The 21,379-nt window shown below is 72.2% G+C and carries 17 protein-coding genes; 7 read left to right on the plus strand and 10 right to left on the minus strand.

Annotated elements, in window-relative coordinates; translation table 11 throughout:
* Positions 1 to 263 precede the first annotated feature (263 nt).
* The 10 genes from fxlM to ABT004_RS11100 form a co-directional block, all read right to left on the minus strand.
* Positions 264 to 2,612, minus strand: coding sequence for a methyltransferase, FxLD system (gene fxlM / locus ABT004_RS11055; RefSeq protein ID WP_351334110.1), 2,349 nt, complete (start codon positions 2,610 to 2,612; stop codon positions 264 to 266).
* Between the two features lie 31 nt (positions 2,613 to 2,643).
* A complete protein-coding gene (locus ABT004_RS11060) occupies positions 2,644 to 4,026 on the minus strand; it encodes a phosphotransferase (RefSeq protein ID WP_351334113.1) in 1,383 nt (460 codons plus the stop codon).
* Positions 4,023 to 4,868, minus strand: coding sequence for a class I SAM-dependent methyltransferase (locus tag ABT004_RS11065; RefSeq protein ID WP_351334115.1), 846 nt, complete (start codon positions 4,866 to 4,868; stop codon positions 4,023 to 4,025). Before ABT004_RS11065 ends, ABT004_RS11060 begins: the two co-directional genes overlap by 4 nt.
* The gene (locus ABT004_RS11070) at positions 4,865 to 6,118 is read right to left on the minus strand and encodes a methyltransferase domain-containing protein (protein ID WP_351334117.1); all 1,254 of its coding nucleotides are present in this window, start codon (positions 6,116 to 6,118) and stop codon (positions 4,865 to 4,867) included. The genes ABT004_RS11065 and ABT004_RS11070 overlap by 4 nt, the downstream gene beginning before the upstream one ends.
* A gap of 62 nt (positions 6,119 to 6,180) precedes the next feature.
* On the minus strand, positions 6,181 to 7,554 hold the full coding sequence (locus ABT004_RS11075) for an MFS transporter (protein WP_351334118.1): 1,374 nt from the start codon (positions 7,552 to 7,554) through the stop codon (positions 6,181 to 6,183).
* A gap of 101 nt (positions 7,555 to 7,655) precedes the next feature.
* A complete protein-coding gene (locus ABT004_RS11080; RefSeq protein ID WP_351334121.1) occupies positions 7,656 to 9,224 on the minus strand; it encodes an NUDIX hydrolase in 1,569 nt (522 codons plus the stop codon).
* Entirely contained in the window at positions 9,221 to 11,083 is a 1,863-nt protein-coding gene (locus ABT004_RS11085; RefSeq protein ID WP_351334277.1) for an ABC transporter ATP-binding protein, read from the minus strand. Before ABT004_RS11085 ends, ABT004_RS11080 begins: the two co-directional genes overlap by 4 nt.
* A 500-nt stretch (positions 11,084 to 11,583) precedes the next feature.
* On the minus strand, positions 11,584 to 12,711 hold the full coding sequence (locus tag ABT004_RS11090) for a YhaZ family DNA alkylation repair protein (RefSeq protein WP_351334123.1): 1,128 nt from the start codon (positions 12,709 to 12,711) through the stop codon (positions 11,584 to 11,586).
* Complete coding sequence (locus ABT004_RS11095; protein WP_351334125.1) at positions 12,708 to 13,637, minus strand: TauD/TfdA dioxygenase family protein; 930 nt, start codon at positions 13,635 to 13,637, stop codon at positions 12,708 to 12,710. The genes ABT004_RS11090 and ABT004_RS11095 overlap by 4 nt, the downstream gene beginning before the upstream one ends.
* A gap of 31 nt (positions 13,638 to 13,668) precedes the next feature.
* Positions 13,669 to 14,547 carry an amino acid--tRNA ligase-related protein gene (locus ABT004_RS11100; RefSeq protein WP_351334127.1) on the minus strand — a complete coding sequence of 293 codons (879 nt, stop codon included), beginning with the start codon at positions 14,545 to 14,547 and terminating at the stop codon, positions 13,669 to 13,671.
* A gap of 500 nt (positions 14,548 to 15,047) precedes the next feature.
* On the opposite strand from ABT004_RS11100, the gene ABT004_RS11105 reads away from it, so the two are divergent.
* The 7 genes from ABT004_RS11105 to ABT004_RS11135 all read left to right on the plus strand — a co-directional run bounded on the left by ABT004_RS11105 (position 15,048) and on the right by ABT004_RS11135 (position 21,335).
* On the plus strand, positions 15,048 to 15,260 hold the full coding sequence (locus tag ABT004_RS11105) for a hypothetical protein (protein ID WP_351334129.1): 213 nt from the start codon (positions 15,048 to 15,050) through the stop codon (positions 15,258 to 15,260).
* 133 nt (positions 15,261 to 15,393) lie between these two features.
* Positions 15,394 to 16,437, plus strand: a complete 1,044-nt coding sequence (locus ABT004_RS11110; protein ID WP_351334132.1) for a fatty acid desaturase family protein — start codon at positions 15,394 to 15,396, stop codon at positions 16,435 to 16,437.
* Positions 16,438 to 16,551: 114 nt separating this feature from the next.
* Positions 16,552 to 17,694, plus strand: coding sequence for an inosamine-phosphate amidinotransferase 1 (locus ABT004_RS11115; RefSeq protein ID WP_351334134.1), 1,143 nt, complete (start codon positions 16,552 to 16,554; stop codon positions 17,692 to 17,694).
* A gap of 55 nt (positions 17,695 to 17,749) precedes the next feature.
* Positions 17,750 to 19,075 carry a JmjC domain-containing protein gene (locus ABT004_RS11120; RefSeq protein ID WP_351334137.1) on the plus strand — a complete coding sequence of 442 codons (1,326 nt, stop codon included), beginning with the start codon at positions 17,750 to 17,752 and terminating at the stop codon, positions 19,073 to 19,075.
* Entirely contained in the window at positions 19,072 to 19,902 is an 831-nt protein-coding gene (locus ABT004_RS11125) for a DUF3865 domain-containing protein (RefSeq protein ID WP_351334139.1), read from the plus strand. Before ABT004_RS11120 ends, ABT004_RS11125 begins: the two co-directional genes overlap by 4 nt.
* Positions 19,902 to 20,336, plus strand: coding sequence for a GFA family protein (locus tag ABT004_RS11130; protein WP_351334142.1), 435 nt, complete (start codon positions 19,902 to 19,904; stop codon positions 20,334 to 20,336). Before ABT004_RS11125 ends, ABT004_RS11130 begins: the two co-directional genes overlap by 1 nt.
* 132 nt (positions 20,337 to 20,468) lie before the next feature.
* Entirely contained in the window at positions 20,469 to 21,335 is an 867-nt protein-coding gene (locus ABT004_RS11135; RefSeq protein ID WP_351334144.1) for a dimethylarginine dimethylaminohydrolase family protein, read from the plus strand.
* Positions 21,336 to 21,379: the final 44 nt, after the last annotated feature.

Consider the following 21,379-nt stretch of genomic DNA (forward strand, 5'->3'; position numbering starts at 1 on the left):
GCTGCACGAGGGCCTCCTCGCCGAGCTCCGCAGCGCGAACGCCGCGGACTTCCCGGGCCGCGATCGACGGCTCTCCCGCACCCGCGTTGAAGGGCGAGTCAAGACCGGACGAAGTCCCGTCGACCGGGGCGGGCGGGGCGGGCAGCAAGCATCACCTGATGCGCCCCGCGCCATGTCGGCGACTTTCAAGTGAGGAGACAAGGTGAGCAGGTCTGTCCCACCTTCGAGCGCAGGGTGGGGAAGTTCAACGAGCCTCATCATTGTCAGGCACGGTCGCCTCCGGTGAGCGCGGCGGCCTGGGGCTGCTGGGTAGGGGGCGGGGTCGGCCACTGGAAGACGAGGCGGGAGGCGGTCTTGTCCACGATGAAGCCGTTGGCGGGGAGGTCGTGGTCGGGGGTGGTGGCGGGGTGGATGGTCATCGGGGGGTAGCCGGTGGGGCGGATGTGCCGGTCCCAGTCCGTCACGCACTTCGCCAGGCGTTCGGCCATAGCGGGTCCGGCCGGTCCGTGCGACCAGACCACGAACTCGTGCCGGGACTCCTGCGGCGTGGCCCCCTGGTGTCGGGGGATGCAGGTCAGGTAGGCCAGGGACCCCTCGGCCACGAGCGCCGGCAGGTGCTCGGCTCCGGCGGCGAGCAGCGGGGTGTCGGTGGCGCGGTTGCAGGTGAGAGCGCAGGCGCCGGACAAGGTGGTGGCCGCGTAGATCTGCAGGGTGTCGTACGGGCTCTTGCCCGGGAGGAACACCCCGGTGGGCAACTCGTGCCGCTCGGCGTGGAGCGCTTCCTCCAGGCCGTCGGTCTGCGGCGGGGGACCGTCGTGGACGTGCAGCTGCACCCGCCCGTCCGCCAGCACGAGCACCGGGCTGGGACGGGTGGCGACACCGCGGTCGCGGACGAATCCGCACACCGTCCAGCCCTGCGCGTGCAGCAGATCACCGTGCCGTTGGAGTGTGACGGCGCGTGTGTAGCCGTGGATCGCCAGCGGCAGCACCAGGTGGCCGCCCTCGGCGAGTTGCTCGCGCCAGGCGGGGGCGACGTCCCAGCAGTTGTAGGTGATCATGCTGCCGTCGAAGCCGCCGCGCGGTACGAGGTGGGCCGGGGCGCCGAGGGCCGCGTCGCCTTCGAGGACGCTGACGCGTCCGCTGCCGGCCTCCGCGGTGAAGGCACGGGTGCGGCGTACGACCCACGGGTCGATGTCGACGCTGACCACGCGCCCTCCGGCTCCGGCGACGTGGGCGATCAGCTCGGCGTTGTACCCGCCGGAGCCCGCCTCGAAGACGCTCGCGCCCGGCGTCAGGCGCAGGCTCTCGATCATGTCGGCCTGCAGCCACGCCGCGGAGACTGAGCTGATGGCCGTCCCGGTCTCGTCGCGCCGGGTGATCACGGCTCGGTCGCCGCCGTCGTACGCGGCTGCCACGCTTGCTTCCGGGGCGAAACGGTGGCGGGGCACGGCCCGCAGCGCGTCGCGGACGGGCTTGGACGGGGCCCAGCCACCGTCGATCACCGTCTGGGCCATCGCCTGCCGCAGCCGGACGGCCTCGCCCGGCTCACCCGGCACGGGCGGCCGCTCGGTGGCGAGCGGGTAGGAGACCACCGGCGGCAGGTCCGGGATGGCGCCGGGCCACACGCTGTCGATCGCGAGTGCGGCTGGGACGAAGACGTCCCCGACGCAGTCGAGAGCGTGCAGGTCGAAGAACTCCCAGCGGTCGAACTTGTCCACCTCCGCAGTGGTCAGGGTTCCCATCCACGCGGTGATGCGGACGACGGCCGTGAGCCGAGGGATGCCGTGGCTGTCGTCGACCAGCATCGTCACTACGTGCGCGTCCCTCGGGTCGGCGACCAGGCCGGTCTCCTCGGCGAGTTCGCGCACCGCGGCGGCGGCGAAGTCCTCCGGGCCGGTGGTCTTGCCGCCGGGCAGCTCAAGCATGCCGAGGCGGGAGCGGCCTAGCAGGACCCGGCCGGCGTCGTCGGTGACGACGGAGAGGGCGCCGGTCAGAGCGTGGCCGGTGGTCGGCCGCTTCTCGACGGCTCGGGTGTCGAGGTGGCACGGCCCGCGCAGAACCAGGAAGGCCAGTCCGTCCGCGTCCAGCCGCTCCACCGTCTTCCAGCTGGCACCGAGGAGCGTGAGCTCGTCCTCGTCCAGGGCGATCCCGCGCCGCTCCGAAGGGGTGTTCTCGACGGTCGGGGTGATGACGACGAGCGCGCCGCCGTCGCGCAGCCGCTCGCCCAGCCCGTGAACGATCCGGCCGCGGTCGCTCATGAACGGATACGCCAGCCGCATCGTGATCAGGTCGTACCCCTCGGGGTGCAGCGGGGCCGGGTCGTCGCGCTCGATGTCCAGCTGCAACCAGCGCACGCCGTCGATGCTGGCGTGCTCCTCGCGGGCCCGGGCGATCGCGCTGTCCGTGAAGTCGACGGCGTCCACGGTGTAGCCGACGTCGGCCAGGTGGGCGGCCAGCTCCCCGGTCCCGCAGCCCACGTCCAAGGCCCGGCCCCCGCCCTCGGGTGCCGGGGCGTGCTCGGCGAGGAGTTCCTGCTCGCGCTTCCCGAGTCGGCGCCACCCCTTCCCCTCGCCGTAGTGCTGCTCCCACTTGTCGCGCTCTGTGTACGTCAACGTGCTGCTCCTCGTGTCGGGCGGGCAGGGGTCAGGGGCGCTGCGCGGTGCGCAACCGGGCCAGGGTGCGCAGCCCGCGCTCCACCAGCTCGGGGTCATCGTGATCGCTGCCGTAGGCGATGCCGGAGACGGCGTCGCGGACGGACAAGACCGTGAACTGGGCCTCTTCCTCAGGCGTGAAGCGGCGGCCGTAGCCGCCCATCACGGCCTGGAAGAGGTCGGGCCGGCCGTGCCAGGCGTCGGAGAGCCTTACGAAGTCCCGCACGGCCGGGCCGGGTTCCGACCGTTCGAAGTCGATCACGTAGAGGGCGTCGGCCCCCTCGTCCCAGCGCAGATTGCGGAGCTGAAAGTCACCGTGCGTGGGCACCGTCTCCAAGGAAGCCAGACCGGCAGCCCTCCCGGCCGTGGCGCGGATGAACTCCTCGTCGCCGAGCGCGAGATGAGGCAGGGCCCCGGCCAGGTGCCGCTCCAGTTTCGCCACCGGCAGGCTGTCGGCGGCTGGGCGGGGCGGGGTGCTGTGGTGGATGGACGCGGCGAGCTGCCCGATGCGGTGGAAGATGAGGCGCTGCTGTTCGGGCGGGTGGACGGCGCCGTGCAGGCTGCGGCCGCCCACCGCGGTGAGCACGACGGCCCGCAGCGCGAGGTCGGCGGCCACCAGCCGGGGCACGGCCGCGCCGAGACCGGGGACCCAATCGCGGAGCGCGTCCACTTCACGGTGGTGGAAGCGGTCGTTCTGGTGGATCTTGACGTACCACTCGCCGCCCTCGATGCCGGCCGCCCGCCACACGCGGCTCTCCTCCCGCGCCCAGGACACGTCCGTCCACGCGGTGATCCGGCCGACCGCCTGCTCGACGAACGCGCGCACCGCCCGCTCCGGGACCGTGCCGCGGGCGGCGGGTTCGGAGACCAGGACCAGCCGGTCGACGGACCGGTCGTAGGCGATCGGGTCGCCGGGCTCCTGGAAGTGCACGGCCATGCGCGCGCCGGCCCGGTAGGCATGCAACCCGGCCCGGCAGTACGCCACCATCGGCTCCGGCAGGGCGTCGAAGGAGAACCACCCCATGGCGTCGCAGACCAGAGGCTCCCTGACCTCCGGGGCGCCCTCCCACCGCCGCACCTCGAAGAACACCCCGATCCGGGCGTCGCCGGCAGGGGAGCGGTGGTGCACAGTGACGGCCGCCCGGACCTCGGCCGGGTCGATGACGACACCGGACTCCTCCCGGGCCTCGCGCACCAGGGCGGCGACCATGTCCTCCCACGGGCCGTCCAGATGCCCCGACACCAGGTGCCAGCTGCCGGCCGCGTACACGCCGCCGGCCCGCCGGGACAGCAGCACCTCGGGCCCGGCCGCGCCGTCGCGTACGGCGAGCAGGTGGACGTCGAGCGGCTCGGTGTGCCGCTGGGCGCCGCTCACGCAGCGCCGCCGGGGCGGCGCGCGAGCAGCACGGTGAACACCGCGTCCTCCGTCAGGACGCCGCCGACATGGGCCTGGAGCAGTCGGAGAGCGGCGGCCTCGAACTCGTCATGGCAGCCGCCGAACAGGGCGGGGCGGGCGAAGCTGGTGGTGCGCAGATAGCCGATCACGTTCTCGGGCGTCCAGGTACGGGTGACGGGGAAATGGTGCTCGGTCACCTCGCTGAACGCCGATTTGGCCAGATCGTCCTGGTAGGAGCGGCCCGGCCCGGCGTAGGTGCCGCGGGTGCCCGCGCGCCGGTCTTCGCCGAGATAGGTCTGGATCAGCTCCCGCAGGGCGGCCGTCCAGTCGGCCTCGTGGGTCCAGAGGCTGCCGTCGCCCATGATCGCCACGACCGCGTGCGGCGCGGCGACCCGGTCGGCCATGGACAGGACCTCCGGGCGGGCCATCCAGTGGAAGGACCGGCAGCAGGTGATCAGGGTGGGCGCCCGGCCGGGCTCGGGGGCGAAGGTGTGGGCGGCGCCGGTGAAGACGTCGACCGTGCACGCTCCGCGGACCGGTTCGAGTACGGTGCGGGCCGCCTGAAGCATCGACGCGTTCACGTCGACCAGGTCGATGTGCACCAGTCGGCGCAGGACGGGCAGCAGCGCGCGGGGTACCTGTCCGGTGCCGGTCCCCAGGTCCAGCAGGACCGGGGCGGGCACGCCGTGCTGGGTGGCGGCCAGGAGGTGGACCGCGGCGTCCGGAAGGCCGGGCCGGTAGCGGGCGTAGTCGGCGGCCTCGGGCCCGAACAGGGCATCGTCCGAAACCGCCGCGGAGGCCGGCTGGTCGGGACGGGTCATCGTGCATCTCCAGTCTTGCCAGGGGAAATCTGCCAGGTCAGTGCGCCGTTCGGGCTGGTGGCGCGCTGGCCGCCGTCGGCGTCGAAGTGGATCCGGTAGACGTCCGGTTCCCCGGCCGCCCGCCACCGGCCGGCGACATCCTGGATCTCCGTCCAGATGTCGCGGGGCCCCGACGTCGTCACCTCCCACCGGCGGTCACTGACGGCCCGCACGCGCATCCACGACCGGCACTCGGGCGCGCCGATCGTCAGGTCGTCGGCACCGAAGTGGCGCACCAGGCCCGGATGCAGGTGGTCCAGGGCCAGCCACATGCCGCGCGCCGTGTCGGGAGGCGGCGCGAGCATGCTGCGCTGCGTCCACCCGTCGGCCGTGGTGATCTCCTCGCGGAAGGCGGCGGACAAGAACAGCCGGTCGAAGCCGGCACCGGCCCGGTGACCGAACTCGACCGCCCGCAACTGGGCCTCCACGCTCCCGTCCCGTCGTCTATCGATCACGGCCAAGCCCGGCCACGATGGCGACGACGTGCCGAGCGTCATCAGCGCGCGGCCGCCCGGCGCCAGCTGCTCCACCAGGGCCTGCGTCACGTGGCGGACGGCGAAGGAGACGAAGATGCGGTCGTACGGGCCGCTGGCGGCCCACCCGGTGGTGCCGCCCCCGGTCACCGTGGCCGGCCGGTAGCCGAGGGCGGACAGCCGCTCGCGGGCGGCCGCGGTGACGTGCGGGTCGATGTCGAGGGTCACGACCCCCTCGTCGCCGCACACGAAGCAGGCCGCCGCCGCGGTCACCCCGGCGCCGGTTCCCACGTCCAGCACCCGCTGCCCGGGCCGCAGGTCCAGCTGCTGCAGCAGATCCGCGGTCAGGCCCATGGTGCTCGACATGGCAGTGATCGCGCCGCCGCGGCGCGACCCGGGAGGGCGGCCGAGGATCGGCTCGCCGTCGTGCTGGGTCGCGACGCTGTCCCCGCTGTGCAGCCGCTCCAGCAGTTCCTCCCGGTCGGCCGGACGGGAGAAGTCCAGCAGATCCCAGCGCGGCGGCTTCTCGTCGGCGGCGCTACGCCGTACGTACGCCTGGGGCATCAGGATCTGGCGCGGCAGCGCGAGCAGGGCCTCGCGCACCGGTCCGGGGCCGAGCGCTCCGCTTTCCTCGAGCCGGGCGACCCTCGCCGCCCGGGCCGCCACAGCCTCCACGGTGGCGGCAGCCGACTGCGCCGGAAGGAGAGGCGCGGCAGGCGAAGTGGAGTCGCTCAGCACGGTGCACTCCAGGGGATCGGGTCGTGCGGCAGCAGGAGTAGTCGTCGAGTTCGGTACCTCGGTCACGAGGCATCGCCCCCGAGTGCGCGGTCGTGCGGAGCGTCGTCCGTGCGCGCCGGAGTGGGTACGGCGGTAGGGGACGTCCGGGCTGCGGGCGGCTTCGGCAGAGGGGCGGCAGGCGGGTCCGGCATCTGCCGTAGGGCGCGGATCGGGGAGCGGGCGAGGACGACGAGCGGGATCAGCAGCAGGAGGGTTCCGGCGGTCAGTGCGGGCCGGACACCGATCCACGTGCCCAAGACGCCGGCGAGGAGCGCGGCCACGGGCCGGGCGCCGGACGTCAGCCAAGTGCTCACCGCCTGCATCCGCGCCTGCATCCGGGCCGTGGTGACGATCTGCCGAATGGATCTTTGGGTAGTGCCCGCGGCACCGGCGCAGGAGAGCTGCAGGAAGAGCGCCGCACCGATCGTGATCTGCCAGGCAAGGCCGGGGGAGGCGAGCAGCAGCGGAAGCTGGGTGACCGGTGTGATCGCGAGCGCGGCCAGCATCATCGGCCCCGGGCCGTACCGGCGGGCCAACGCCGGCGCGGTGAGCGCTCCGACGGCCGCGCCCAACGCGCCGAGGCCCAGCACCACGCCGAACGCGGTCGCGCTCATCGCCAAGGACCTCAACAGGTACAGCGCCCACAGGGTGTTGAGCAGCCCGAGGCCGAACGAGGTCGTCGCGTTGACCAGGGTCAGGGTCCACAGCCGGTCATCACCGCGCACGTATCGCAGGCCCTCGCGGATCTCGCCGCGCAACTGGCGGGTCTCCGGGCGTGCGCGCACGGGTTCGGCGGTCTGGATGCGAGCAGTGCAGATGGCGCTGATCACGTAGGAGGCGATGTCGCCGAGCAGGGCCCGGGCCGGGCCGAGCAGCGCGGTCAGCGCGGCGCCGAGGTGGCTTCCGGCCGTCGCGGCGACCGCGAACAGCGCGCCGACCCGGCTGTTGCTCCGCTGGATCAAGGACCGGTCGACGAGGCTGGGCAGCAGGCTGATGGCCGCCGCGTCGTGGAGCACGCTCGCCGCCCCCTGGACCACGGCGACGATCATGAGCTGCGCGAGGGTGAGCGTGCCCAGCGCGGCCGCCACCGGCACGGTGGCGAGGACCGCCGCGCTCACCAGGTCACCGGCGATCATCTGCCGGCGCTTGGAGTGCCGGTCGGCGCGCGCGCCGGCGTGCAGGGCGAGCAGCGCGGGAGGGAGCTGTCCAAGGAATGCCAGCCAGGCGACCTGGGCGGTGGTCGCGTCCAGGTGGAGCACAGCGAGCACTGGCAGCGCCATCTGCGTGATCGAGCTGCCGGCCACGCTCGCGGCCTGCCCGGTCAGGTACCGGCGGAAGTCCCGGTGCCGCCACAGCGAAGTGCCGGAGGCGGAGGAGGTCTCAGCGCAGGGCGGCACGGAGTACCTCCCTCTGCCCCACCAGGAGCCCCCGCAGCACGTGCGTGGGCGTGGCCTGGGCCCGTCGGCCGTGTCCGCCACCGGTCGGTGTGCTCACCTGCTCACCAGCCCAGCTGGGAGTAGGGACGGCCTTCGGAGATCGCGGTGATGGCCGTGCGGGTGTAGGAGACGATCTGGTCCGGGAGCTCGTGCCGCGGCCACCACCGCCAGGTCAGGCACTTGTCGGGCTCGCGAACCTCGGGGGTGCCCCTCCACCGGCGAGCCCGGAAGACGAGCTGCATCAGGGGCAGGCTGCCCGGGGCGTCGACGACGTGGACGACGTGCGCGAGCTCCACGTCCGCGGGGTCGATCACCAGCCCCGCCTCCTCCCATGCCTCGCGGACCAGGCACGCGAGGGCGGACTCCTGCTCGCACCGTCCGGCCAGGTAGTGCCAGGTGTCGCCCGCGTACTTCGACTCGGGGTGACGCAGACCGAGAAGCACCCGGCCCTCGGCGTCTTCGAGGTGGAGGTGTACCCCGACGCCGTTCAGCACCACCCGGCTGCCCCCGTCCCACACGGGAGGAGCCGCGGCCGACTTGTCGTCCGGGGGGTTCTCGGCCGCGTGCCGGCGAATCAAGTCCCCGGTAGCGGGGCTCAGGCGCAGCCGGTCCAGTTCGTCGGGCGCGAACCAGCGCAGCAGCACACCCTCATGCAGCCGGAGCCGGTCGGGGTTGCCGCGCCACTGGCCGGCGAAGATCTGGATCGGGACGCTGAGGCCGTCGACGCTCGTGGCGGCGTCCACTGCGTACGGCTTCAGATCCTGGAGGCGGAGGCCGGGTACCTCCTCGGACAACTCCCGCAGCAGCGTGCCCTCCAGGCTCTGGTCGCCGTGCGTGCGACCGCCGCCGAGAAGGGCGAACGCCCCCGACTCCCAGACGACGCCTGGCTTGTGATCGCGCAGATGAAGCAGGTAGCTGCCCTGGCCGTCGTGGATTAGCGCGGAGGCGTTGACGGGCTCCGGCCTCCCGTCCAGACCGCGAGCGTGGGCCTCCAGGAGCTTTGAGCGCAGGGTCGAGGACCGGACGTCGGCGAAGTCGAGCCAGTGGGAGCCGGAGACCTCATCGTCCTGCAAGACGAGCCGGGGGCGCTGCTCGGGCACGAGGTAGAAGACGAAGCGGAAGTCGAAGTGCTGGTGGGCGCCTTCGCCCTTGGCGGAGTTGGCGTCGATGCCGTGGACGTCGATGTCGATCGGGGCGCCGAGGAACTGCGGGGTGAGACAGAGGTCCCCCGGCCGCAGACCGGTCTCCTCGCACACTTCCCGCAGCGCCGCCGCCAGCAGCGTTCGGTCCTCCTCGATGTGGCCTCCCGGGTTGAGGAGCAGCCCCGTGCCCCGGTGACCGATGTGCAGCACGCGCTGTTCCCTGTCGATGACGGCCGCGCTGCACGTGACGTGGCCGGGGAGCGTCGCGCGGTCGGCCGGGTGGTCGTCGCCGTCCAGGAGGGACAGCAGTCCGGCGAGGGAGTCCCGTTCGCGCGGATGCCGGGCCAGGTACGCCTCGGCGGTCTTGCGGATGTGGGAGCGGCTGAGCGGCACGTCATCACCTCGGTGCGGCAGAAGAGGAGCGGGGATCTCCGCAGCGGTGGCGGTCGTTTCGGCGAGGCGCGCGGAGGTGGCGCCGGGGCGGCTCACGCGGAGGTCTCGTGTTTGTCGCCGTCCGGTTCGGACGTGATCTGATAGGACAGCAACTGCTGAAATAGGCCCGGCTGTTGGGAGAGCTGGGCGTAGGTGCCCTCCTGGACGATCTTGCCTTCGTCGAGGACGACGATGCGGTCGGCGATGGCGACGTTGGTGATGCGGTGGGTCACCAGCAGCACCGTCCGGTCCCGGGCGAGGGTCCGCAGCCGCTGGAAGATCCTGTACTCGGCGCGGGGGTCGAGGTTGGCTGTTGGCTCGTCGAGGACCAGCAGACCGGCCGGGCGGAAGAACGCCCTGGCCAGGGCAATGCGCTGCCACTGACCGCCGCTGAGTTCTTCCCCGTTGAGCCACTCGCGGGCCAGGAGGGTGTCCAGGCCGGCACCGAGCTTGTCGACGACCTCGTCGGCGTCGGCTGCCTCGCACGCCTCACGGACCGCTGCGTCGCCGCGCACGGTGGGCTGCCCCTGGGTGACGTTCTCGCGCACGGTCAGCGGCCAGTGTGCGTAGTCCTGCGGCACGAGGGCGACCTGCCGCCACAGGGCCTGCGGGTCGGCATCATCGGTGGGAACGCCGTCCCAGAGCACTTGCCCGTCCGTTGGGAGGTAGAGGCCGCTGACCAGCTTTGACAGCGTCGATTTCCCCGAGCCGTTGAAGCCGACCAGCGCGGTGACCTCGCCGCGGCGCAGGGTGAGGGAGACACCGGACAGGGCGTCGCGGTCCTTACCGGCGTAGCGGTGGGTGACGGCCTTGACCTCGATCGTCTCCGGCGGCGCGGGGTGGTGAGGGCCGCGGCGCATGCGGAAGCCGCCGGCCTTGTCGAGGAACCCGGTCCAGTCGTCCATGTACAGCCCGGTGCGCACCGCGCGGGCGCCGACGGCCACCAGGCCGCGGACCGACATGCCGACCGTCTGCAGGGCGAAGACGGCCGTGCCGGCGTGCCCGACGGTGATCCGGCCGGTCGCGAGCAGCCATACGACCGCCGCCCACACCACGGCCGACCCGACTCCTCCGCACATCGCGCCGAACAGCGACATGCGGGCGCCCTGGTCGGCCGCGGCCCGGTCCTCGCGGTTGATCCGGGCGACGGTGCTGCGGTAGCGGCCGGAGAGGAAGGGGGCCATGGTGCCGGCGCGGATCTGGTCGGCGGCGTCCTTGGTGTAGATGTGCCAGCGCAGCACGGACAGCATGCGGTTGTCGCCGTTGCTGCGGAGGTTGGCCAGATAGCGGGCGCGGGCGGCGCTGACCTGAGCGAGGGCCTGCGGGAGGCTGGCGGCAACTAGGAGGGGGAGGAGGACCCAGTGCACGCCGGCGAGCACGATGGCTCCGGCGAGGAAGGCGGCGGCCGAGGCGATCAGGTCCTGGCCTTCGTTGATCAGGTCGCCGGTGACCTGGGCCCCCCGGTCGGCGGCCTCGCGGTCGCGGTTGAAGTCGGGGTCGTCGTAGGCGCACAGCTCGACCTCGGCGCAGCCGGTGAGCAGCATCTGCTCGGCCTCGCGGGACATCAGCGGGCCCAGCCGGGAGGAGAGCCAGTTGACGGTGATGCCGAGGAGCGCGCGTACGCCGGCGGCCCCGGCGAGCAGGGCGACGGAGGGCCATGCCTGAAGGAGGCGGTGGTAGACGTCGCCGTCGCGCAGCAGGGCGGTCAGGGTGCCGGCGATGGCGACCAGTCCCAGGGCCTGCATCACGCCGGTGATCAGCTGGCACAGCAGGAGGCCGACGGTCGCGCGCCGGTCGACGCGCCAGGCCAGGGCCAGCGAGCGGCGGACCAGCTGCGGCAGGCGCCGGGCCATGTCGCGCATCCGGATGGAGCGACCGGCCGCCTCGCGGCTGCCGGTCAGGTCGACGTACCGCATCTGCGCCTCGGGCGCGGTGGCCGCCGCCGAGGCGGCAGAGGCGGGGGCGGGGGACGGCGGGGTGGTGGTGCGCGGTCCCGGAATGCTGTGGGCTGATGCATCGGTGGGCTCACTCATGCCGCCCACCCCGTATCCGGGTGTTCTGAGGTGCGCGTGCCGTCAACGTTGTGCACGAGACGGCCGGGCCGCTGTTCGATTCTGGGAGGCTGCGGCAACGGGGTGAGGGTGGGGTGCATGGCGTCCTCCGTCTGGGCGTCGGTGTGGCACTGATGCTCTAGAAACGCGGTGGATCTGGTCCCGTCACGGCCTTTCGGAGGGCATTTGGTGAACGTGAGTTCTAGTGCCGGGGTTGGGCCGTGCTGGTTCTGGAGTGTCGTCGTTCAAACTCGTTCGATCAGGTCGGATCACCCCTTCGGGGGGTTGCGGGCAGCACGAACCGGGGCCGCGGCGTACGACGGCGGCCTGGGCGGGTGATCGGGTTGGAAGGGCGGGAGCGCGGGTTAGGTGTCGAGGACGGTGAAGGCGACCGCGGGGAAGCGGCGGCCGTTGACCTGGAGGGCGAGGGAGTAGGAGCCGGGGGAGACCTTCCAGCGTGCGGTCGAGCGCAGTGGGTGCGCCTTGGCGAGTCGTAGTTCCTGGCCCGGCTCGGCGGTGGCGCGGCGCACGAAGGCCACCTTCTCGCGTGGCCGCCCGCTCGGCCCCGTGGTGGCGATCACGATCATCACGTGGACGGGGGTGGTCGCGGTGGCGGTGAGAGCGGCGGAGAAGTCCAGGGTGTCGCCGTCGCGGAGTTCGGTGCGTTTCAGGACGAGCGGGGTGAGGGCGATCGGTGCGTCGTGGAGGTAGCCGAGGAGGGCGTAGGCGGGCGGCCAACCCTCCTTCAGCCGGTTCATCAGGGCGTTGCGGGCGAGGAAGGCGAAGTGCTCGCCGGTGACCAGGCCCGAAGCCTTCCACCGGTGGAGCGTGGCCAGCACAAGGTCGGGCTGGGTGGCGGCGATGTCCCCCAGGTGGTTGGCCACAGAGGTGCGGACGTAGAGGTGCGGGTCGTCGTAGAGGGTCTCGAGGACCGGGAGGCCCGCGTCGGCGGGGAGCGCGATCCGTGGGGCCCAGGGCAGCAGGGGCCGGGTGGCCTCGCTCGCCAGCCGGCGGACTCGGAAGTCCTCGTCGCGGCTCCACGCGTCGACGGCCTTCATCGTCTCGTCGGGGAAGTCGGCGAGAAAGTGCCGCACCGGGAGCTCGGCGGAGAAGTAGCCCGTCATGCGGGCCAGCGCGGCGAGCGACCGGTCCAGGTGCTCGGCGGTGCGCAGGTACCGGGAGACGTAGTCGGAGTGCGGGCTGTAGACGTGCAGCCCGAAGTCGTTGGTCACCCCGGCGGCCGCGGGCGTCGGGGGCAGCGAGCGCAGCAGGACGTCGAGCGCGTCGGGGCCGCCGACCGGGAGGTGGTCGTGCAGGCCCTGGCTGGTCCGGGCGATCCGGGCGCTCAGCTCCAGCCGGGGAAGGTCCGCCATCACCGACGCCACGAAGCCTTCGGCGTCGAACTCAGGGCAGGCTGCATGGACTTCGCGGCCGATGCGGGCGATGCGCTCGGCGTTGAGAGCGGTCTCTTTCAGGGGAACCTTCGCGGTCATGGGCAAACCCTAGGGCCGGCTGCGGGGCATCCCTCGCGTTCTCGCCGCCGGTCATCCGGCGGTGTGAACGCGGGGGCTTTCGGCCATCGGACGCCGGCGCGGTACAGCAGCCGGCGGTGCCGCGAGCTGTCGCAGGGAGAGGCGGTGTGAAGGGTGGCGAAGTTGTCCCACACGACCATGTCGCCCTGGCTCCAGCGATGTGCGTAGACGTACGGCGCGCTGGTCGCGTGCTCCAGCAGCTCCTCCAGCAGCGTCCGGCTCCCCTGCTCGGTGAGCGTGGTGATGCCGCTGATCACCATGGAGCCGAGCAACAGGGATCGGGCCCCGGTAACGGGGTGGGTCAGGACGAGCGGGTGTTCGACCTCCGGGCTCGCGGCCAGGCTCCCGGCCACGATCGACGACTGCCCGCCGCTGGCCTGGCTCTGCAGCGCGCCGAGCAGCTCGAGAGAGTGCCGCGCACGCATCGGGTCGATCCGCTGCCGCACCGCATCGGGGAGGTCGGCGTAGGCCCGGGTCGCGTCGGCGAAGCGGGTCTCTCCGCCGTGCTCGGGGGTGATGACCGAGTAGAGCATCGTCGCCGAGGTGAGCTGGGGCTTGAAGCTCTTGTCGGCGTGCCACTCCTCCTCGTTGTCCCCGTCGTAGACGCCGATGTGCTCGCCGTCCTCAACGATGTTGCTGATGACGGTCAGGCCCGGGAAGCCGCCGACGGCATACCGGCGATCGACGCTGGTGTCGATCGTCCCGAAGCAGGAGGCTACGGTCAGCAGGTCGGCGTGGGTCAGGTGCTGGCGGGGCACGAGCAGCAGCCGGTGCTGATGCAGGGCCGTGGCCAGCTGGGGCGCCAGGCGCTCGGCGTCGGTAGCGAGGTTGGCGTCGACGACAGCGCCGAAGCCGCTCTCGTCGAGCGGGCGCAGCGACAGATCCATCGTCACTCCTTCCGGACGGTGATTGGGGCGGTCAGAAACGGGGCGAGGGCTGGAAGACGCTGATGTCCTTGACGCCGGAGGCGGCCATGCACAGCCGCTCGATGCCGATGCCGAGTCCGACGCTGCCGGCGGGCACGCGTCCCGTGTCGATCGCTTCCCTGGCCAGCGCCTGCTCGTCGTCGTGCAGGTCGACCGCGCGGGCCCGGTCGACGAAGGCGGCTCCGTCGGGTTCGTCCTCGTAGCCGTGGACGACCTCGATGCCGTCGACCAGGACCTCGAAGCGGTTGAGGACGGCCGTCGTGCCGGGCGTCAGGCGGGCGCACGGCTCGTCGCCGCCGACCGGGTACTCGGTCAAGAACAGCGCGGCGCCGGCGCTCTGGGCCTCGACCTCGCGCTCCACGTACTGCCCGAGCACCGTCTTGAACGGCACGTCCGCGCTCATGCCCAGGTGGGCGGCCATCCGCGCGGGCAGGTCACCGAGGGGCTCGCGGTTCAGGTCGACACCGAACTGGTCACGGATGTGGCCGGCGACGGAGACGCGCTGGGGGGCGTAGGGGAGGTGCGGGCGGATCAGCCTCTCGGCGAGCGCCAGGAGGAAGTCGAAGTCCTCGCCGGCGGCGTAGAGGTCGAGCATCTGGAACTCGGGCGCGTGCAGTTCGTCGGGCTTCTCGGGCCGGAAGCACGGGCCGATCTCGAAGATGCGCGGGTGATGCTCCAGGTTCACGCGCAGGGCCGGGCCGATCATCGCCCGCAGGAACCGCCCGCCGTCGTGGTCCACGGGCAGACGGCGCCCTGGGCCGAGGTCGGCTCGGCGCATGGTTGGGGTGATCACCTCGGCGAAGGCTTCGGTTCGCAGGGTGTCCCGGAGGGTGAACAGCAGGTCGGATTTCATGACGACGGGGTTGAGCACGGAGGCTCCTCAAGGCCGTTGTTTCCGGGCGGAGTTCGCGGGTGGCCGGGTGCCACGGTGATCTGGGATTCGGGTCCTCGGCGGGGCCACAACGTAGCCGTGCCCCGGCGAGCAGCAGAAGCCCTTCCGGCCGTCCGGCCGCGGCCAACGGGCCCGGAGCGGGGCCCGTCCAGGAACTAACCTTGGCATAAGTGCAGCTCAGGCAGGGTGTGCGTGCAACGGTGACGCAACGGCCCCGTGCAACCGGCGCAACGGCCAGAGCCGTTGCGGCCCTCCTCGGCCGAGTTCTAGCGTGACTGGCCAAGCGCCCGGCGTGACCGCCACGCAACGCTCCACAGGTGGAGGGGACGTGCTGCGGCGCGGCCCTCTCCAACGGCGTGCGCCCACGCCACGGCGTGCCGAGCCGGCGGTTCAGCACCTCACCGGACCCGCGGCCCGGCAGTTCCACAGCCCGATCACCCGGACTCGCGGATCACCCGCGACCGAGCAGGGAGAACTCGATGACCGCTATCGCTGGAATGACCCCGGACACCGACCTGAAGGCCGGCATGCGCCCCGACGCCGCGGACCTGAAGCTCGGGATGCGCCCCGACGCCGCCGACCTGAAGGCCGGCATGCGGCCGGACGCCGCGGACCTGAAGCTCGGGATGCGCCCGGACGCCGCCGACCTGAAGGCCGGCATGCGCCCGGACAGCGCCCTCGTCGCCGCCTGACCTGCGGCTGATCCACCTCTTCGTCGTGCTCCGGCGCGCCCGCCAACGGCAGGCCGCCCGCGCAGCCCGTCCTGCGGGGGCGCGCCGGAGTACGGCCCCGCTCTCATCCGCACCGCGTCGACTGGAGAACCTGATGGGCAGCCCCGCCGCCGGCAGGAACCGCAACGGCACCGGAGCCTCCGGCCCTGTGCGCAAGGCCCTCGGCCAGGAGCTCGTCGCCGACCTGGAGAAGCTCTGCGGGCGCCCGACCATCGCTCTGTGGGACGTCGCCTGGGACCTCATGGCGATCGCCGCCGCAGCGATCGCCGGCCATCTCCTCGGTCACGTAGCCGGCCCCCTGCTCGCGGTCTGCTACATCGGGGTGCGCCAGCGTCACCTGTCCAACCTCGGCCACGAGTGCGTGCACTCCAAGCTCATGGCCACCCGCCGCGCCAACCGGGTCGTCGGGCACATCCTGACCGGTCTGCTCGGCGAAGGCTTCGAGCCCTACCGCAGCAGCCACTACGTCCACCACGCCAAGCTCGGCTCCGACGACGACCCGATGTTCCAGTCCTACCGCGCCGGCAACATCCGGGCCGCGGGCCGGGCGCCCAGCCGCCGCGCCTTCGTGCTGCGGGTCATCGTGCGCAACGCCCTGTGGCGGCTGCCGAAGACCGCGGTGCTGACCCTGCTCACCCGCGCGCCGGGGGAGACCTGGCGGGCCCTCGCCGCCAGGACCGTGCTGTGGGCGGGGGGCGTCGCCGCACTGTGGCCTGTGGGCGGCGTGCCGTACCTCCTGCTCTACTGGCTGCTTCCCCTCGTCCTGGTGCGGCCCGTCGTCACCTGGATCACCGATCTCGGCAACCACGCCGGGCTGATCGAGAACGGCGACATCCTCCTGCAGACCCGCGGCTGGACCTCTCACTGGCTCACTCGGCACCTGCTCGGCGGTCACCTCGACGACATGTTCCACCCCATCCACCACTGGTGCCCGCAGATCCCCTGGCGGCGCCTTCCCGAGGCCCGCGCCCTGGCCGCCGAGCACCTGCCGCGCTTCGGTGAAGTGCCATGGTGCTCCGGCTACTTCTTCCGGCGCCGTGCCACCCCCGACCAGCCGTGCGTGATCGAGGACATCATCGCCCGTCTCGCCGCCGCCCCGGTCGTCTGCACCCGGGCCCGGCACGCCTCGGCCGCCTGACCTCGTCCTCGCCCGACCTCCGAACCTCGTACGGCACCGCCCCGTCCCGGCCGCGCATTTCGCGGGCCGGAGGCGAGGGCGCGCCGTCGCCCGCCGCCGAGGAGGCGGCCCACCATGCCCCAGCCCGCGCCCGTCTCGCCGGCCCTGAACAGCTTCGACGAGTTCACCCGGCTCGAAGAGGTCGTCCTCGGCCGCGCCGACCACTACGACGCCCACCACACCGACACCTCGTGGCGGCTGTTCTTCTACGACAACGTCGCCCCCGTCCTCGCCGGGCACACCAGCCAGACGGGGGAGGAACTCCTGCCGATCCCCGCGCAGCTGGTCGACGAGCTCAACGAGGACATCGCCGGCCTGGCCGACGCCCTGACCGGATGCGGGGTGAAGGTCCTGCGACCCGCCGCCCCGGGCAAGGACGTCGACATCCGCTCCCCGCACTGGGACGCCCGGGCCACCCCGCCGCTCAACGTCCGAGACCAGACCATCATCCTCGGCAACACCATCGTGGAGACCGCCCCCCACGTCCGGGCTCGGATCTTCGAGAACGACCTGCTCAAGCCCGCGTTCTACGGCTACTACCGGGGCGGGGCGAACTGGGTGAGCATGCCGCGCCCGGCCCTGGCCCGCGGCTCCCTGGACACCTCCTACTTCACCAGCCAGGACCTGGACGTCAGCCGCGCCACCGACGGCGAGAGCGCCGGCGCGATCGAGGGCTTGGGCCTGGAGATGGTCTTCGACGGCGCGCAGTGCATGCGCCTGGGCCGTGACGTCCTGGTCAACGTCGCCAACCACAACCACGAACTCGCCCTGCGCTGGCTGAGGAACAACCTCCCCAGCCTGCGGTTCCACCGCCTGAACGCCATGGCGGACAACCACATCGACAGCGTCTTGGTCCCGCTGCGCCCCGGCCTGATGCTGCTGCGCTCCCCGGCCTACCTGAAGTACCTGCCCAAGGACATGCAGTCCTGGGACGTGATCTACGCCCCCGACACCGACGACAGCAACTTCCCGGACTACAGCGACCTCGGCTTCGTCATCCCCATCGGCAGCCGGTACATGGACATCAACCTGCTGTCCATCGACGAGAACACCGTCGTCGTCAACTCCCTCTACCCGGAGCTGATCGAGGTCCTGGAGCGCCGTGGGTTCACCGTTGTCCCCGTCCGCCACCGCCACAGGCGGCTGTTCGGCGGCGGCTTCCACTGTTTCACCCTCGACACCGTCCGCCGCGGCGGCCCCGAGGACTACCTCAGCTGACCCCGCCACCGCGCCCGGCCCCACGGCTGTACGCCCCGACGTCAGGAGATCCTTGATGGACACCGCCTATCCCTGGCCGCCCGACCGTGCCTTCTGGAACGGCACCTTCCCCGACCACACCGCCGGGCGGACTACGCCCTTCCTGTTCAAGGGCATCATCCCCGCGATCGCGGCCGGACCGGACGACGTCCTGGCCGGATTCGAAGCCATCCGCCGGGCCCACACCGCCGGCACCGGCATCAAGGCGCACGCCCGCGTCTACGTCGGCGAGGACCGCCGCGACGACCTCCTGCCCCAGGCGCTGACCGCCCCGACCTGGGACGGGGGCGTGGACGCCTTCGTGCCGTGGATGCAAAACCTCGCCGGCGCCGAGCGGTTCTCCCTGGTCATCAACAACCTGGAGACCGTCAGCCCCGCCCTCGCCGCCGGTCTCGGCACCTTCCTCAGGACCCTCATCGACGGGTGGGGCCTGCCGCTGGGCGGCGCCGAACAGGTCGCCTTCGCCGGGAACTACGCCGGCACGGCCTTCGGGATCCACGAGGGCTACGAGGACGCCTTCCTCGTCCACCTCGGCCCGAACGCCAAGAACTTCTACTGCTGGCCCGCCGAGCAGTACGAGAAGCTCACCGGCGGCAAGGAGCCCACCTTCGGCGACTACCGCGCGCTGCTGGAGCAGGCCGAGCACTTCCTGCTGGAGCCGGGCGACGCCCTCTTCCTGCCCCGTCGCGTCTTCCACGTCGGCACCCAGGACACCTTCTCCGTCTCGGTGGCCATGCCGCTGTACACCTATCCGTACGCGCAGCTCCTGCAGAGCCGCATCATCCCGGACGTCCTCGCCGCCCTGGCCGGCGACGGGCCCGACGACCCGCTCAACGAGCCCTCCGCGATGGCGGACACCGCCGCCGGGCCCGGCGCCGTCGCCGACCGGCTGGCCGGCGTCGGCCGCGAACTCCTCACCATCGCCGCCGACCACGTCCGCTCCGCGGCCCGCGAGCACACCGAGCAGCGGTGGGCCACGCTGCTGAGCAACGGCGGCTGGGAGCTCGTCGAGGGCGACCTCTCCCGCCAGGAAGTCGCGGACGCCTTCGACCCCGAGCAGGTCACCCCGGGCGCCGTCATCCGCCTGATCGCCCCCTACCAGGTCACCACCCTCCTCGACGACGACGGCGACTCCCACCAGGTCCTGCTGCGCGGCCACCAGCCGGGGGTCGCCCTCGACGGCGCGGGCCTGGACCGGGACACCGTCACCGCCCTCAACCGCGGCGACAACCTCGTCCTGCCCGCCAACGCCGAGCTCCTGACGGCCGTCCGCGCCCTGGGCGCCACCGGCGGCCTGCACTTGACCCCCCGCCCCTCCGACACCAAGGACGCCGACGCATGACCCCCGACAACAGCCTCGTCCACGCCTACTTGAAGACCCACCCCGAGACGCAGAGCGCCGTAAACGGCACCCTGCTGGGCAACTTCACCTCTGGCACCGCCCTGGTCACCAAGCACCTGGCTCCGCTGGTCGAGTGGGTGTACGCGCGGATTGCCGAGAAGGTCGGCGCCGCCGACCTCAACGAGCGCCAGGCCCGGATGTACATCGAGGAGCTCTCGGTGTTCGCCCGCTACAACGCCCAGTACCTCAAGGCGGCCGCCGCCGCCGTGGAGGGCCACTGCCCCGAGCTCGCCCACGAGCTGCGCCGCAACCACCTGGAGGAGGGCGGCGAGCGCGGCAAGGTGCCCGCGCACTACGTCCTCTACACCAATGCGCTCCTGTCCGACCTCGGCCTGCTCGTCAACGGACACGTGCCCGCCCCGGAGACCGAGACGCTGGTCAATCTCCACCAGTGGATGGTCGGTTCGCACATGTCCAGCCTCATCGCCGGCGCCTACTACGCCACCGAGGCCGTGGCGATCGCCGAGACCGAGATCCTGCGCGACATCACCAACCGCTACGGCGAGCTGACCGGCGCCGGCAGCGGCGGCGAGCTCAAGGCCCTGAAGTACTACTACGACCTCCACCTCGACGAGGGGCATGAGGCCGCCCAGGTCGGCGGCATGAGCGTCGAGGCCGCCCACATCGAGGGCCTGGCCCGGTTCATCAAGGAGAGTGAACTCTTCCACATCGACCTGCCCCAGGCTCTCGACGGATGGCTGACGATCATGGAGGGAATGACAAACTGGTGGGCTCAACTCGCCCACCGTGCTTCGGAGATGAACTGATGAACGCCACCCCCGACATCGTCCCCGCCGCCCAGAAGCGCACCGGCGGATGCCTGTGCGGAAAGATCCGTTTCACCGTCAAGGGCGAGGCCGTCTACCCGCACACCTGCAGCTGCCCGCACTGCAAGCGCCTCGGGGGCGGCCCGATGATGTGGTGGGCCGGCTTCGCCCCGGAGAACGTCATCTGGACGAACGGCGTCGAGCCGACCTGGTACACCACGTTCGAGGGTGAGGCCCAGCGCGGCTTCTGCCCGAATTGCGGCAGTCGCCTCGCGGCGATCGACAAGGACGTCCCCGAGCTCGGCATCGTCGTCACGGCCCTGGATGACACCAGCGGAGCCGATCTCGTGCCCGTCAACCAGTCCTTCCGCGACGACGCCGTGGCCTGGCTGGACCAGGTCCCCGACACCACGGAGAAGAGCCCCGTCGGCTGACACCCGCGAGACCTCCCGGGGGCCGGCAGCCCTGATCCTGCCGCCCCCCGGACCCCGCACCCTCCTGGGACCGTCTGCGCCGCGTCCGGCTCACCTCCGACCCGTCCCGCACCCCGCCCAGGAGAGTTGATCGTGCTCACCCCGCACGCCACCAGCGAGTACGGCGCCCTGCGCCACGTCGCCATGCGCCACGCGAGTGACGTCACCCCCGACCTCGACGGCCTCGACGTCCACCCCGTCCTGACCCGCCAGAAGACCACCAGCTCCTGGCAGCCGTATAATCCGGCCACCGTCCGCACCCAGCAGGACACCCTCATCGACCTCCTCCGCGGCCGCGGCACCGAGGTGACCCTCCTCGACGCCGCGCCGGGCTGCCCGGTCCAGCACTACCCCCGCGACATCGCCTTCGTCATCGACCACGTCCTGGTCATGGCGCGCCTGAACGCCACGCACCGCCGCCCCGAGGCCGACTCGCTCGCCCCGCTGCTGACCAGCGCCCCGCACATCGCCCACCTGGACGAGGGCACCATCGAAGGCGGCGACGTCGCCCTGCACACCGGCACCGTCCTGGTCGGCCTCGGCGAGGAGACCTCCCCCGCCGGCGTGGAGGGGCTGCAGCGGGCGCTCGCCCACCACGGCGTCGACCGCGAGGTCCGCCAGGTCCGCTTCGCCACCCGCGGCATCGTCCACCTCGACGACCACTTCACCATCGTCGCGCCCGGCACCGCCCTCATCCACCGCGCCGTCTTCCCGCCCGCCGAACTGGCCTGGTTCGCGCAGCACTTCGACCTCATCGACATCACCAGCGCGGAAGCGCGCGCCGTCCAAGCCAACGTCCTGGCGATCGCCCCGGACACCGTGATCGTCGCCGCCGGCAGCGACCGCATCACGGAGCAGCTCGCCGCACGCGGACTCGAGGTCCTCACCGTCGACTACCACGAGGTCACCCGGATCCCTGGCTCGCTGCGCTGCACCACCCTGCCGCTGACCCGCGCCTGATCCCTCCCGCCCCGTCCCCCTGCCGCCATGCCGCGCGCCGTGCG

The organism is Streptomyces sp. NPDC002790 (assembly GCF_040295505.1).
GTDB lineage: Bacteria > Actinomycetota > Actinomycetes > Streptomycetales > Streptomycetaceae > Streptomyces.

Coding starts and splice junctions, on each gene's coding strand:
- ABT004_RS11065 (WP_351334115.1), bottom strand. CDS start 4,868: ATGACCCGTCCCGACCAGCCGGCCTCCGCGGCGGTTTCGGACGATGCC.
- ABT004_RS11085 (WP_351334277.1), bottom strand. CDS start 11,083: ATGCGGTACGTCGACCTGACCGGCAGCCGCGAGGCGGCCGGTCGCTCC.
- ABT004_RS11090 (WP_351334123.1), bottom strand. CDS start 12,711: ATGACCGCGAAGGTTCCCCTGAAAGAGACCGCTCTCAACGCCGAGCGC.
- ABT004_RS11095 (WP_351334125.1), bottom strand. CDS start 13,637: ATGGATCTGTCGCTGCGCCCGCTCGACGAGAGCGGCTTCGGCGCTGTC.
- ABT004_RS11105 (WP_351334129.1), top strand. CDS start 15,048: ATGACCGCTATCGCTGGAATGACCCCGGACACCGACCTGAAGGCCGGC.
- ABT004_RS11110 (WP_351334132.1), top strand. CDS start 15,394: ATGGGCAGCCCCGCCGCCGGCAGGAACCGCAACGGCACCGGAGCCTCC.
- ABT004_RS11115 (WP_351334134.1), top strand. CDS start 16,552: ATGCCCCAGCCCGCGCCCGTCTCGCCGGCCCTGAACAGCTTCGACGAG.
- ABT004_RS11120 (WP_351334137.1), top strand. CDS start 17,750: ATGGACACCGCCTATCCCTGGCCGCCCGACCGTGCCTTCTGGAACGGC.
- ABT004_RS11125 (WP_351334139.1), top strand. CDS start 19,072: ATGACCCCCGACAACAGCCTCGTCCACGCCTACTTGAAGACCCACCCC.
- ABT004_RS11130 (WP_351334142.1), top strand. CDS start 19,902: ATGAACGCCACCCCCGACATCGTCCCCGCCGCCCAGAAGCGCACCGGC.